Below are 12736 nucleotides of genomic sequence, written 5' to 3'. Positions count from 1 at the left end.
CGGGAAACCTAACCGGCGACGGCCCGCCGTCGCGAACCGGTCTCATGTGCCGGTCGTGTCGGCCGCCGGTCCGGTCGCGCGCCCGTCGCCAGCACGGCCACGCCGGCCCCCGCCGCGAGCAGGGCGCACAGCGGCCAGAGCAGGCCCGGCGCCGCCGAGTAGAGGGTTCCGCCCAGCGGCGCGGCGAGCACCACACCGCTGACGGAGACCCCGGCGTACAGGCTCTGGAAGCGCCCGACGGCATGAGCGGGGGCCTGGTCCGCCACATAGGCGGTGGCGGTGGTCTTGTAGAGGATCTCGCCGAGGCTGAGCAGCACCATCATGGTGACGGCGGTGGCGGTGCCGACGCCCAGGAGCAGGGCTCCGTACCCGGCGCCGACGAGCAGCAGGCCGGTGCCCACGACCCGTAGCGGCGGCAGGTTCCGCAGGGCCACCGCGGCGGGCAGTTCCAGGAGCAGGATCACCAGCCCGTTGAGCGCGATGATCAGGCCGAAGGCTCCGATGTCCAGGCCGTGCCCGGCCAGGACGACGGGGAAGGTCGAGTACTGCTGCCGGTAGACCACGTCCGTCACCAGGATCGCGCCGAGCAGCACGAGCAGGGCGGGGCGGGCCCGGAGTTCGGCGAGGATCCCGCGGCCCCGACCCCCGTCCGGGGCCGCGGAGACTCGGGCGGCGCCGCGCGCCGGTACGACCCGGGCGGTCCACAACGCCATCGCCAGGGTGCCCAGCCCGTCCGCGACGAACAGCCAGCCGTACGAGAGGCCGGTCGCCATCAGCGCGCCCAGCGGCGGCCCCAGGGCGAAGCCGCCGTTGCCCGCGCAGCGCACGACGGCGAAGGCCTGTCGCCGGGCCCCCTCCGGAACGATCACCGCGACCAGTGCGGAGTTCGCGGCGCGCAGCACGCCGAGGGCGTACTGGGCGAGGGGCAGGGCCGCGTACAGGGCGGCAGTGGGCAGCAGGGGGAGCAGGGTCAGCACGGCTCCGCCGAGGGTGGCGGCGCCGAGCAGCACCCGGCGATGCCCGAACCGGTCGCCGAACCAGCCGCCGGTGAAGTTCCCGGCGACCGTGCCGAGGCCGCCGATGCCGCTGACGAGGCCGGCCTCGGCCGGCCCCAGCCCGCGCGGCCCCGTCAGGTACACGAAGACGAAGACGAAGGTGAAGGCCGCCGCGGAATTGACGAACGTCCCGACCGAGAGCAGCCAGACCGCTCTCGGTACGTCCTTGAGTCCTTGCAGCACGCTGCTGCCACCCCCCGGTGGTCAGGTACGGGCACCGCCCGCCCGACTAGTGAGTTCCTTTTGGGAACTGACTATGCCAACATGACAGCCTCGGGTCAACGGACGACGGAGGGAACGGCCATGGCCCAGCGCACCCGGCTCGACGACGCCGACTGCTCGATCGCCCAGGCCCTGGACGTGGTGGGCGACTGGTGGACGCTGCTGATCGTGCGCGACGCGGCGCGCGGCACGCACCGCTTCGAGGACTTCCAGCGCGAGCTGGGGGTGTCCCGGAAGGTGCTCGCCGAGCGGCTGCGGCTGCTGGTGGAGGCGGAGGTCCTGGTGCGGGAGCCGTACCAGGACCGCCCGGTGCGGCACGCGTACCGGCTGACCCCGCGCGGGCGCGCGCTGCTCCCGGTCCTGGTCGCCCTCCAGGACTGGGGAGACACCTGGATCCTGGGAGAGGGAGAGATGACGGCGACCACACAGGCGGCCTCGCGGGAGGCGGCCCGGGTGCACGGACTGCGCGGGAGCGAACTGCCGGAGCTGCTGCTGCCGGACCGGTTCGGCGGGATGACGGATCCGGTGTCCGCGGACACGGACTTCACCGTCCTGTACTGCTTCCCCGGCGCCTATGCGCGCGCCGAGGCGTACCCGCCCGGTTGGGGCTCGATCCCCGGCGCGCGCGGCTGCACCTTCGAGTCCTGCACCTACCGCGACCAGCTGGCGGAGTTCACCGCGGCCAGCGCGACGGTGCACGGGGTGTCCACCCAGCGCCCCGACGAGCAGCGGGAGTTCGCCGAGCAGGAGGGGCTGCGGTTCACGCTGCTCTCGGACGCGGAACTGGACCTGACCGCGGCGCTCCGGCTGCCGACCTTCCGCGCCGCGGGGGTGAGCCGGCTGAAGCGGCTGACCCTGGTGGTGGGGCGGGACCGGGTGGTGCGGGAGGTGCTGTACCCGATCCAGGACATCGAGGCGAGCGTGGCGGCGGCCCTGGCCGCGGTCCGCGCCGCCGCCTGACGCACCCCGGGGGCGCGGCGGACCTCAGGCGCGCAGCACCCGCGCCAGGACCTCCCGGGCGTACTCCTCCTCGTACGGCATGTCCGTGAGCAGCACCTGCAGGGTGATCCCGTCCAGTACGGCCACCAGCGCCCGCGCCGTGGCCGGGTCGGTACGGGCGGCCAGCGCGCCGGCCATGGCCTCGCACCACTCCGCCGCGACCGGGCGGAGGGCCGGGCGCCGGAGGGCCGCGAGGTAGAGCTCGTACTCGAGTTCCGCCCGCCCGCGGTCCGCCGCGAGGAGCTCGCCGAGGAACCGGGCCAGTGCCGAGGGCAGGTCCGCCGCCGGATCGGCCAGCACGGGGCTCGCCGCGACCGCGGCGGCGAAGCCCTCGTTGGCCCGGCGCAGGGCCGCCACCAGCAGCTCGTCCAGGGTCCTGAAGTGGTACGTGGTGGAGCCGAGCGGTACGTCCGCCTCGGCGGCCACGCTCCGGTGGCTCAGGCCGGCGATGCCCTTGGCCCCGACCACCCGGATCGCCGCGTCGATGATCCGGTCCCGCCGGGCGGGGTCGTAGCGGCGGACCGCGCCGGCCATCAGTGCGCCCCGCCGAGGTTCAGCAGCACCACTCCGGCGATGACCAGCACGATTCCGGCGATCTTCGCGGCGGTGGCGGTCTCGCCGAGGAAGAGCACGCCGATGGCGGCGATCGCGGCGGTGCCGACGCCCGCCCAGATGGCGTAGGCGGTGCCCACCGACATGGACTTCAGGGTCTGCGCGAGCAGGGTGAAGGCGAGCAGGTAGCCCACTGCCGTGCCCAGCGAGGGCCACAGCTTCGTGAAGCCGTCGCTGTACTTCATGGCGGTGGTCCCGGCGACCTCTGCCGTGATGGCCAGGGCGAGCAGTACATAAGGCATGCGTACAAGCGTACACAACGTTATGTACGACCGTACGCAAAGTCGGGGGATAGGGTGTCCCCGCAGATCAGGGGACGGGAAGCAAACGGAGCAGGACGTGTCACAGAACGAGGGGGGCATCCCGGAACAGCCGGGACAGCCGCACCCGCAACCGCAGCCGTACGCCGCGCCCCGATGGGGCGCCCCCGCCTGGCTGCCGCCGCAGCCCGGGATCATCCCGCTGCGGCCGCTGGGCGTCGGCGACGTCTTCGGCGGTTCCTTCACCATCCTGTTCCGCCACCGGAAGCAGATCGCCGGCTTCGTGCTGGCCCTGTACTTCGCCCTGGTCCTGGCCGTCGTGGCGCTCATCGCGATCGGCGTGGCCATCGCCGGCGACCACTTCGACCAGTGGTTCACCGCGGACTCCCGGGGTCCCGCGCCCGAGCACACACCCGCGGTGCTGGCCACCTTCATCCCGCTGGGCGTGGTGGCCGTCCTCCTGGTGTTCTGGGTCATGTCCCTGGCCAGTGCCGGACTGACGGCCCTGGTCCAGGAGGCGGTGGTCGGCAACCCGGTCACCGTCCGCATGATGTTCGCCCGGGCCTGGCCCCGGGTGTGGTCGGTGCTCGGCACCCTGCTGCTGACCGGGCTGCTCGCCGCCGCTCCCCTGGCGGCGTTCGGGCTGCTCACGATCCTGTTCGTGTCCCGCGGGGACGATGCCTCGCCGGTCACGCTGTTCCCGCTGCTGCTCCTGCTCGGCAGCCCCTACGCCGCCTGGGTCTGGATCCGCTACTGCCTGGCCCCGGCCGCCGCCGTCTGCGAGGCGCTCGGCCCGGTCACCGCCATGCGCCGCTCGGCGAAGCTGGTCCGCGGCAACTGGTGGCGGACCTTCGGCACCGTCCTGCTGGTCTCGCTGGTGGCCGTGGTGCTGTCGTACGTCATCCAGTTCCTGGTCGCGATCGTCACCATGGTGCTCATGGTCCCCACCATGGGGGCCGTGACGGCGGGGGACGACGGGACCGCCGGGATCATCATCGTCTTCGCCGTGACCATGCTGCTCTCCGTCGCCGGCAGCGCGCTGAGCCAGCTCGCCTTCCCGGGCCTGACGCAGCTGGCCACCACGCTCCTCTACGTCGACCAGCGCATCCGTCAGGAGGACCTGGTCTCGGGCCTGCTCGCGGCCGCGGCGGGGGTCACGCCCGACACGGCCGACGAGCCCGGCACGGACCTCAGGACAGGGTGAACCACGCGGCCCGGGACTTCTTCCACTCGGGGTGGGTGAGGTCCTTGGCCTCGACGCCGTCCCCGTACAGGTCCGCCGAGCCGTTGTCCGTGATCAGTTGCACCCGGGCGCCCGCCACCGACAGGTCGGGCACGTCCACGATGGCCTCCCAGCCGCCCGGGTCCGTGGTCGGCAGGTCGGCACGCTTGACCGGCACGTGGCCGGCGACGCCGTCCCAGGAGTAGACGGCGTACGGGTCGGTGTTGTCGTCCGCGGCCCAGGAGCCGGCCAGGATCAGGTACTGGTCGGCGGCGTTCTTGCGGATGTCGCGGACCGAGAGGCCGCCGAGGTCCAGCTCGACCGGTGCGCCGAAGACGGCCTTGGCCCCGCCGACGACCTTGTCCATGTTGGTGACGGGCACCAGCAGCGCCTTGCCGCCCGGGACGGTCGGCGCCAGCGGGGCGCGGAAGCCGAGGTAGGCGGTGGTGGTGGAGCCGGGCGCGAACTCCAGGCCCTCCACGTTGAACCCGTCGATCTGCTTGGGCACCTGGCCGGTGGCGGTACCGGCCGCGAAGCCGTAGCGGCCGCCGCTCGCGGTGTCCCAGGCGACGAGGTCCTCGCGGAGCTTCTTGTACGCACCGCCGAACGTCAGTTGGGCGCCGGAGCCGGAGCCCGTCACCGTGGTGGTGAACACGGTGTTGCGGGGGGCCTTGTACTCGCCGTCCTTGTTGTTGCCCAGCGAGCCGGTCCAGTAGATGGTGTTGCCGACCCGGGTGGCGCCCTCGATGTCGACCTCCTTGGTGACCCCGAGCCGGGAGCTGAAGTCCCAGGTCCGCAGGGGCGCGCCGGAGACGGAACGGTTGTACAGGCGCAGCACGTTGGACTCGTCGTCGGCGACGACGGCGTAGCCGCCGCCGAGGTCCACGGCCGCCGAGGAGTCCGAGGCCCCGGTCAGGTAGCGGACGTCGGCCGGGTTCTGCACGGCGGCGGAGGCCGCGTAGGACAGGGTCTTGGTGGCGGTCTTGCCGCCGAGCCCGGTCACCTTGATCGTGAGGTTGGTGTAGCCGCGGCCGCGCGCGCTGACGGCGAGCTGCCGGACCGCGCCGGTGCCGGTCACGGTGACGTCGGCGGTGCCGGCCACGGAGGTCTTGCTGCTCGCCGACGCGGCCACGGTCAGGGCCGACGCATCGGCCCCGCTCTGCCCGACGGTCACGTTCACGACGGGGTCGCCCACCGCGCCGACGGCACCCGTCAGGTATCCGGCCGACAGCGAGATCGTCGGCGTCCCGTACGTCACGGCCTGCGCGGGCGGCGCCCCGAAACCCGCCAGGGCCAGCACGGCCGCTCCCGCTGTCACCGCGCCCCGCCGGGCCACCTGCGAAACGAAAACCTGCACCGGGAGCCTCTCCTCGAACCGTCGGCGTGAATGCCGAGGAGAAGGCTCCGATCCGGATCCCAACACGTGGCACACGCCGTCCGTACGGCAGACGAACAGCGCACGCCGAAGGCAGCACACGCCGAAGGCCCCCGGCGGAAACCACCGGGGGCCTTCGGGGAGGGCGGGAGGGCCCTCAGACTCAGACGTTGAAGCCGAGCGCGCGGAGCTGCTCGCGGCCGTCGTCCGTGATCTTGTCCGGGCCCCACGGCGGCATCCAGACCCAGTTGATCCGGAGCTCGCTGACGATGCCCTCGGTCGCGGACTTGGCCTGGTCCTCGATGACGTCCGTCAGCGGGCAGGCCGCCGAGGTGAGCGTCATGTCCAGGGTCGCGATGTTGGCGTCGTCGATGTGGATGCCGTAGATCAGGCCCAGGTTGACGACGTCGATGCCCAGCTCGGGGTCGACCACGTCGTAGAGGGCCTCGCGGACCTCCTCCTCCGTGGCCGGCTTGATGGACGCCTCGGGCGCCGCGTTCTCGGTCATGCCGAATTCCTCTCCGCTCCGTCACCCATCGCCTGGGCCGTCGCGTCCTTCCACGCCATCCAGCTCAGCAGGGCACACTTCACGCGCGCGGGGTACTTGGAGACGCCGACGAACGCGACCGCGTCCTCCAGCACCTCCTCCATCGCCTCGTCGGGCTCGATCTTGCCCTTGGACTGCATCAGCTCCAGGAAGGTCGCCTGGATCTTCTGCGCCTCGGCGAGCTGCTTGCCCACCAGCAGCTCGTTCAGCACGGACGCGCTGGCCTGGCTGATCGAGCAGCCCTGGCCCTCGTACGAGACGTCCGTCAGCGTGTCGCCGTCGTACTTCACGCGCAGCGTGATCTCGTCGCCGCACGTCGGGTTGACGTGGTGCACCTCGGCGTCACCGTCGCGCAGGCCACGCCCGTGCGGGTGCTTGTAGTGGTCCAGGATCAGTTCCTGGTACATCGAATCCAGCTTCACAGCGGCCTCGTCGTCCTGTCCTCGTCGCCTCGTGGTCCTTGATCCGGCCCGGTCAGCCGAAGAAGTTCCGTACGTGCTCCAGCCCGTCGATCAGCGCGTCGACGTCCGCCGGAGAGGAGTACAGGTAGAACGACGCTCGCGTGGTCGCCGGAATTCCGTACCGCAGGCAGACCGGGCGGGCGCAGTGGTGTCCCACGCGGACCGCGATGCCCTGCTCGTCCAGGACCTGGCCGACGTCGTGCGGGTGGATGTCGCCGAGCACGAAGGAGATCGCCGCGCCGCGGTCCTCGGCCGTGGTGGGGCCGATGATCCGCAGGTCGGGAACCTCCTGCAGGCGCTTCACCGCGTACTCGGTGATCGCGTGCTCGTGGGCCGCGATGCGCTCCATGCCGATCGAGGTCAGGTAGTCCACGGCCGCGCCGAGGCCGACGGCCTGGGCGATCGGGGGCGTGCCCGCCTCGAACTTGTGGGGCGCCGGGGCGTAGGTGGACGAGTGCATCGAGACGGTCTCGATCATCTCGCCGCCGCCGAGGAACGGGGGCAGGTCCTCCAGCAGCTCCTGGCGGCCCCAGAGGACGCCGATGCCGGTCGGGCCGCACATCTTGTGGCCGGTGAAGGCCACGAAGTCGGCTCCGAGGGCCTGCACGTCCAGCGGCATGTGCGGGGCGGCCTGCGAGGCGTCGATCAGCACCAGGGCGCCGACGTCCTGGGCGCGCCGGACGATCGCCTCGACCGGGTTGACCGTGCCCAGGATGTTGGAGACCAGCGTGAAGGAGACGATCTTCGTCTTCTCCGTGATGACCTCTTCGATGTTGGACAGGTCGAGCCGGCCGTCGTCGGTCAGGCCGAACCACTTCAGCTTCGCGCCGGTGCGCTGCGCGAGCAGCTGCCACGGAACGATGTTGGAGTGGTGCTCCATCTCGGTGATGGCGATCTCGGTGTCGCGGTCGACCCGGTAGGGCTCGTCGGCCCAGCCGAGCATGTTCGCGACCAGGTTGAGCGATTCGGAGGCGTTCTTGGTGAAGATCACCTCGTCGCGGCTCGGCGCGTTGATGAAGGCGGCCACCTTGTCGCGGGCGCCCTCGTACAGTGCCGTGGCCTCCTCGGCGAGCACGTGCACGCCGCGGTGCACGTTCGCGTTGTGCCGCTCGTAGTAGGCGTTCAGCGCGTCGAGCACCTGGCGCGGCTTCTGCGAGGTCGCAGCGTTGTCCAGGTAAACGATCTTCTTCCCGTCGTGGACCACACGATCCAGCAGGGGGAAGTCCTTGCGGATCGCCTCGATGTCGAGGAGGCCAGGCAGCTGTGTCACGCGGTCGCGCCACCCTTCACGTACTTGTCGTAGCCCTCGGCCTCCAGCTGGTCGGCGAGCTCGGCGCCGCCGGACTCGGCGATGCGGCCGTTCGCGAACACGTGCACGAAGTCGGGCTTGATGTAGCGCAGGATGCGCGTGTAGTGCGTGATCAGCAGGGTGCCGACCTCGCCGGTCTCGCGGACGCGGTTGACGCCCTCGGAGACGATGCGCAGGGCGTCGACGTCGAGGCCGGAGTCGGTCTCGTCGAGGATCGCGATCTTCGGCTTGAGGAGCTCCAGCTGGAGGATCTCGTGGCGCTTCTTCTCACCGCCGGAGAAGCCCTCGTTGACGTTGCGCTCGGCGAAGGAGGGGTCCATGGAGAGACGCTCCATGGCCTCCTTGACCTCCTTGACCCAGGTGCGCAGCTTGGGGGCCTCGCCGCGGATGGCGGTGGCCGAGGTCCGCAGGAAGTTGGAGACCGAGACGCCGGGGACCTCGACCGGGTACTGCATGGCGAGGAAGACGCCGGCGCGGGCGCGCTCGTCGACGGACATCTCCAGGACGTCCTCGCCGTCGAGGGTCACGGTGCCACCGGTGATGGTGTACTTCGGGTGACCGGCCAGCGAGTAGGCCAGGGTGGACTTGCCCGAGCCGTTGGGGCCCATGATGGCGTGCGTCTCGCCCTGCTTGACGGTCAGGTCGACGCCCTTGAGGATCTCGCGGGAGCCGTTCTCCGTCTCGACGGAAACGCGCAGGTCGTTGATTTCAAGCGTTGCCATGGGTGCCTCAGGACTCCTGGGTGAGGGAGACGAGCACGTCGTCCCCTTCGATCTTTACGGGGTAAACGGGGACGGGGCGCGTCGCGGGCAGCCCGGACGGCTTGCCGGTGCGCAGGTCGAAGGCCGATCCGTGAAGCCAGCACTCGATCTGGCAGTCCTCGACCTCGCCCTCCGACAGGGAGACGTTCGCGTGCGAGCAGATGTCGTGGATCGCGAACACCTCGCCCTCGGTGGAGACGATGGACACGGGCGTACCGTCGAGTTCCACCCGCTTGGGGGTGTTCTCCTCGAGCTCGCTCAGCGCGCAGGCCTTGACGTAGGTCATCAGACGGACGCCTCGAGTTCGTCCTCGATCTTGGCGATCAGGCGCTCCTCGACGTCCGGGACGCCGATCTGCTGGACGAGCTCGGCGAAGAAGCCGCGGACCACCAGACGGCGGGCCTCGCCGGCCGGGATGCCGCGGGCCTGGAGGTAGAACAGCTGCTCGTCGTCGAAGCGGCCGGTCGCGGAGGCGTGGCCGGCGCCGACGATCTCGCCGGTCTCGATCTCCAGGTTCGGCACCGAGTCGACCCGCGCGCCGTCGGTGAGGACGAGGTTGCGGTTGAGCTCGTAGGTGTCGGTGCCCTCGGCGGTCTTCTCGATGAGGACGTCACCGATCCAGACCGCGTGCGCGCCCTCGCCCTGGAGCGCGCCCTTGTAGGTCACGTTGGACTTGCAGTGCGGCACGTCGTGGTCGACCAGGAGGCGGTGCTCCTGGTGCTGGCCGGCGTCGGTGAAGTACAGGCCGAGGAGCTCGGCCTCGCCACCGGTGCCCGCGTAGTTCACCCGCGGGTGGATGCGGACCAGGTCGCCGCCGAAGGTGACGACCACGGACTTGAAGGAGGCGTCGCGGCCGACCAGCGCGTTGTGCTGGGAGGTGTGGACGGCGGTGTCGTCCCAGTCCTGCACCGACACGAAGGTGACCTTGGCGCCGTCGCCGACGAGGATGTCGACGTTGGCGGCGCGCACGCCGTCACCGGTGTGGTCGATGACGATGACCGCCTCGGCGAACGGCTTGATGTCGAAGACCGTGTGGCCGAAGGTCGTGCCGCCCTCGCCGTGCAGGGCGACGCGGATCGGGTCGGCGAGGACGGTCTCCTTGGGCACGGTGACGACCGTGGCCTTGGCGAACGCGGAGAAGGCCTGGGCGGAGACCCGGTCCACCGGGGTTCCGGCCTTGCCGACGCGCTCGTCGTCACGGTCGACGGCCTCGACGGTGACGCCCTCGGGCGCGTCGATCTGGGCCTTCATGGTGCCGTTGGCGACCGCGGTGCCGTCGTGGAGGCCGCGGAGGCGCTCCAGCGGGGTGAACCGCCACTCCTCCTCGCGGCCGTGCGGCACGGGGAAGTCGGCCACGTCGAAGGACGGGGGCGCGCTCATCCGGGTGGCGACGGTGGACTCGGCGGCCACCGCGATCGCGCCGGCGGTGGTGGAACCCGCCGGAATGTTCTGAGCCTCAGCCATGGCTGTCGTCTTGCTCTCTTCCTACGTATTGCGATCCTCGGCCCGCCTGGTGGAGCGGGCCGCTAGCTGCGGGAACCGGGAGGCGTCAGCCCACCGCGCCTTCCATCTGCAGCTCGATCAGCCGGTTCAGCTCCAGCGCGTACTCCATCGGCAGCTCCTTGGCGATGGGCTCGACGAAGCCGCGCACGATCATGGCCATGGCCTCGAACTCGGTCATGCCGCGCTGCATCAGGTAGAAGAGCTGGTCGTCGGAGACCTTGGAGACGGTCGCCTCGTGGCCCATGGTCACGTCGTCCTCGCGGACGTCGACGTACGGGTACGTGTCCGAGCGGGAGATCTGGTCGACCAGCAGCGCGTCACAGAGCACGTTGGACTTGGAGCCCGGGGCGCCCTCGCCGATCTCGACCAGGCCGCGGTAGGAGGTGCGGCCGCCGCCTCGCGCCACCGACTTGGAGACGATGTTGGAGGAGGTGTTCGGCGCCATGTGGACCATCTTGGAGCCGGCGTCCTGGTGCTGGCCCTCGCCCGCGAAGGCGATGGAGAGGGTCTCGCCCTTGGCGTGCTCGCCCATCAGGTAGACGGCCGGGTACTTCATGGTGACCTTGGAACCGATGTTGCCGTCGATCCACTCCATGGTCGCGCCCTCGTACGCCACGGCGCGCTTGGTGACCAGGTTGTAGACGTTGTTCGACCAGTTCTGGATGGTCGTGTAGCGGCAGCGGCCGCCCTTCTTCACGATGATCTCGACCACGGCGCTGTGCAGCGAGTCCGAGGAGTAGATCGGGGCGGTGCAGCCCTCGACGTAGTGGACGTAGGCGTCCTCGTCGACGATGATCAGCGTCCGCTCGAACTGGCCCATGTTCTCGGTGTTGATCCGGAAGTAGGCCTGCAGCGGGATCTCGACGTGCACGCCCTTCGGCACGTAGATGAAGGAGCCGCCGGACCACACGGCCGTGTTCAGCGAGGCGAACTTGTTGTCGCCGACCGGGATGACGGTGCCGAAGTACTCCTTGAAGAGTTCCTCGTGCTCCTTCAGCGCGGTGTCGGTGTCGACGAAGATGACGCCCTGCTCCTCCAGGTCCTCGCGGATCTGGTGGTAGACGACCTCGGACTCGTACTGGGCGGCGACACCGGCGACGAGGCGCTGCTTCTCCGCCTCCGGGATGCCGAGCTTGTCGTACGTGTTCTTGATGTCCTCGGGCAGCTCGTCCCAGGAAGCGGCCTGCTTCTCGGTGGAACGCACGAAGTACTTGATGTTGTCGAAGTCGATGCCGGAGAGGTCGGAACCCCAGGTCGGCATGGGCTTCTTGTCGAAGAGCTTCAGGCCCTTGAGGCGGAGCTTGAGCATCCACTCGGGCTCGTTCTTCTTCGAGGAGATGTCGCGGACGACATCCTCGTTCAGACCCCGCTTGGCCGCGGCACCGGCCGCGTCGGAGTCGGCCCAGCCGTACTCGTACTTGCCCAGGCCCTCAAGTTCAGGGTGAGCAATCTCCGTGGTCATGCGGGCTTCCTCCCGGCCGTGCTTGCAGATACTGACGTGTGTGCCTGTGCGGCGCTTCGCGGAATGAAGGTCGTACACACCCCGTCGCCATGGGCGATCGTGGCGAGACGCTGCACATGCGTCCCGAGCAGGCGCGAGAAGACCTCGGTCTCCGCCTCGCACAGCTGCGGGAACTGCTCGGCGACGTGCGCGACCGGGCAGTGGTGCTGACAGAGCTGTTCACCGCTGTGCGGACCGGGAGCGCTCTTCGCTGTAGCAGCGTACCCGTCCACGGTCAACGCCTTGGCCAGTGCCTCGGTGCGCTCCGCGGGGGCGGCCGCATCGACGGCTTCCCGGTATGCCTCCGCCTGTGCGTCCAGTCGCGCCTTCGCGAACGCGGCCACCGCGGCCTCGCCCTGCTCGCCTCCGCCGGCGGCCTGCGCGATCCAGCGCAGTGCGTCCGCGGCGAGCTTGTCGTAGGACTGGTCGAAGGCGTCACGTCCGCAGTCGGTCAGCGCGAACACCTTGGCGGGTCGCCCACGGGTGCGCGTGCCGTACACGCGCTGCTCACGGGGTGCGACCACGTCGTCGGCGACGAGCGTGTCGAGATGGCGGCGGACGGCGGCCTGGGTGAGGCCGAGACGCTGGGCGAGGTCGGCGACGGTGGACGGACCGTGGTCCAGGATGGACCGCGCGACCCGGTTGCGGGTGGACCGCTCCCCGGTCGCGAGTTCCCCCTGGGGGGCCTCGGTCAGCCGTTCGCCGTTTTTCACAACGCCATTGTTGCGTAATTACCTGAGGCCCGACAACCCGTGACGGATGCCACTCCTGGTGTCCTCCATCACTAAGGGTTACCTAATCTATGCACAGAGAGTTAAACGGAGGTTGACATTCCGAAGCCTTCGCCGGGGATTCCGCAACGGTGGAATTCGCCGGCGTGACGGGCCGTGAAGGAACGTCGAATTCCCG

Annotated in this window: 14 protein-coding genes; 2 read left to right on the top strand and 12 right to left on the bottom strand. The window is 70.3% G+C overall.

The features are described 5' to 3' along the window. Nucleotides 1–8 precede the first annotated feature (8 nt). Entirely contained in the window at nucleotides 9–1235 is a 1227-nt protein-coding gene (locus AC067U_RS32510; RefSeq protein WP_478833494.1) for an MFS transporter, read from the bottom strand. A gap of 123 nt (nucleotides 1236–1358) precedes the next feature. Between AC067U_RS32510 and AC067U_RS32505 the strand changes: the two genes are divergently transcribed. Then, nucleotides 1359–2237, top strand: a complete 879-nt coding sequence (locus tag AC067U_RS32505; protein ID WP_478833406.1) for a winged helix-turn-helix transcriptional regulator — start codon at nucleotides 1359–1361, stop codon at nucleotides 2235–2237. 24 nt (nucleotides 2238–2261) lie between these two features. Here AC067U_RS32505 and AC067U_RS32500 read toward each other — a convergent pair whose 3' ends face one another. Then, the gene (locus AC067U_RS32500) at nucleotides 2262–2810 is read right to left on the bottom strand and encodes a TetR/AcrR family transcriptional regulator (RefSeq protein ID WP_478833405.1); all 549 of its coding nucleotides are present in this window, start codon (nucleotides 2808–2810) and stop codon (nucleotides 2262–2264) included. Continuing rightward, complete coding sequence (locus tag AC067U_RS32495; protein WP_478833404.1) at nucleotides 2810–3130, bottom strand: DMT family transporter; 321 nt, start codon at nucleotides 3128–3130, stop codon at nucleotides 2810–2812. Before AC067U_RS32495 ends, AC067U_RS32500 begins: the two co-directional genes overlap by 1 nt. 97 nt (nucleotides 3131–3227) lie before the next feature. Between AC067U_RS32495 and AC067U_RS32490 the strand changes: the two genes are divergently transcribed. After that, a complete protein-coding gene (locus AC067U_RS32490) occupies nucleotides 3228–4352 on the top strand; it encodes a DUF7544 domain-containing protein (RefSeq protein WP_478833403.1) in 1125 nt (374 codons plus the stop codon). On the opposite strand, the gene AC067U_RS32485 is transcribed toward AC067U_RS32490, so the two are convergent. The 9 genes from AC067U_RS32485 to AC067U_RS32445 form a co-directional block, all read right to left on the bottom strand. Continuing rightward, a complete protein-coding gene (locus AC067U_RS32485) occupies nucleotides 4339–5727 on the bottom strand; it encodes a DUF3616 domain-containing protein (RefSeq protein WP_478833402.1) in 1389 nt (462 codons plus the stop codon). The two genes, AC067U_RS32490 and AC067U_RS32485, sit on opposite strands and share 14 nt — an antisense overlap. 181 nt (nucleotides 5728–5908) lie before the next feature. Next, complete coding sequence (locus AC067U_RS32480) at nucleotides 5909–6253, bottom strand: metal-sulfur cluster assembly factor (RefSeq protein ID WP_393579108.1); 345 nt, start codon at nucleotides 6251–6253, stop codon at nucleotides 5909–5911. Then, nucleotides 6250–6714 (bottom strand): Fe-S cluster assembly sulfur transfer protein SufU, encoded by a 465-nt coding sequence (sufU, locus tag AC067U_RS32475; protein ID WP_478833401.1) that lies wholly within the window; start codon nucleotides 6712–6714, stop codon nucleotides 6250–6252. Before sufU ends, AC067U_RS32480 begins: the two co-directional genes overlap by 4 nt. A gap of 52 nt (nucleotides 6715–6766) precedes the next feature. Further along, nucleotides 6767–8023 (bottom strand): cysteine desulfurase, encoded by a 1257-nt coding sequence (locus AC067U_RS32470; RefSeq protein WP_478833400.1) that lies wholly within the window; start codon nucleotides 8021–8023, stop codon nucleotides 6767–6769. Continuing rightward, on the bottom strand, nucleotides 8020–8784 hold the full coding sequence (gene sufC, locus AC067U_RS32465; RefSeq protein ID WP_478833399.1) for a Fe-S cluster assembly ATPase SufC: 765 nt from the start codon (nucleotides 8782–8784) through the stop codon (nucleotides 8020–8022). The genes AC067U_RS32470 and sufC overlap by 4 nt, the downstream gene beginning before the upstream one ends. Nucleotides 8785–8791: 7 nt before the next feature. Beyond that, nucleotides 8792–9109, bottom strand: a complete 318-nt coding sequence (locus AC067U_RS32460) for a non-heme iron oxygenase ferredoxin subunit (protein WP_393579114.1) — start codon at nucleotides 9107–9109, stop codon at nucleotides 8792–8794. Continuing rightward, on the bottom strand, nucleotides 9109–10287 hold the full coding sequence (sufD, locus tag AC067U_RS32455) for a Fe-S cluster assembly protein SufD (protein WP_478833398.1): 1179 nt from the start codon (nucleotides 10285–10287) through the stop codon (nucleotides 9109–9111). Before sufD ends, AC067U_RS32460 begins: the two co-directional genes overlap by 1 nt. Before the next feature lie 85 nt (nucleotides 10288–10372). Then, nucleotides 10373–11788 carry a Fe-S cluster assembly protein SufB gene (gene sufB, locus AC067U_RS32450; RefSeq protein WP_478833397.1) on the bottom strand — a complete coding sequence of 472 codons (1416 nt, stop codon included), beginning with the start codon at nucleotides 11786–11788 and terminating at the stop codon, nucleotides 10373–10375. Next, nucleotides 11785–12540: a helix-turn-helix transcriptional regulator gene (locus AC067U_RS32445; protein ID WP_478833396.1), complete on the bottom strand. Its 756-nt coding sequence runs from the start codon at nucleotides 12538–12540 to the stop codon at nucleotides 11785–11787. Before AC067U_RS32445 ends, sufB begins: the two co-directional genes overlap by 4 nt. Nucleotides 12541–12736: the final 196 nt, after the last annotated feature.

It is taken from the genome of Streptomyces sp. NPDC043853, assembly GCF_056436025.1.
Note: the sequence above shows the minus strand (reverse complement) of the source record. Positions and strands in the feature narration are given on the sequence as shown.

Coding starts and splice junctions, on each gene's coding strand:
- sufC (WP_478833399.1), bottom strand. CDS start 8,784: ATGGCAACGCTTGAAATCAACGACCTGCGCGTTTCCGTCGAGACGGAG.
- AC067U_RS32495 (WP_478833404.1), bottom strand. CDS start 3,130: ATGCCTTATGTACTGCTCGCCCTGGCCATCACGGCAGAGGTCGCCGGG.
- sufB (WP_478833397.1), bottom strand. CDS start 11,788: ATGACCACGGAGATTGCTCACCCTGAACTTGAGGGCCTGGGCAAGTAC.
- AC067U_RS32505 (WP_478833406.1), top strand. CDS start 1,359: ATGGCCCAGCGCACCCGGCTCGACGACGCCGACTGCTCGATCGCCCAG.
- sufD (WP_478833398.1), bottom strand. CDS start 10,287: ATGGCTGAGGCTCAGAACATTCCGGCGGGTTCCACCACCGCCGGCGCG.
- AC067U_RS32500 (WP_478833405.1), bottom strand. CDS start 2,810: ATGGCCGGCGCGGTCCGCCGCTACGACCCCGCCCGGCGGGACCGGATC.
- AC067U_RS32480 (WP_393579108.1), bottom strand. CDS start 6,253: ATGACCGAGAACGCGGCGCCCGAGGCGTCCATCAAGCCGGCCACGGAG.
- AC067U_RS32460 (WP_393579114.1), bottom strand. CDS start 9,109: ATGACCTACGTCAAGGCCTGCGCGCTGAGCGAGCTCGAGGAGAACACC.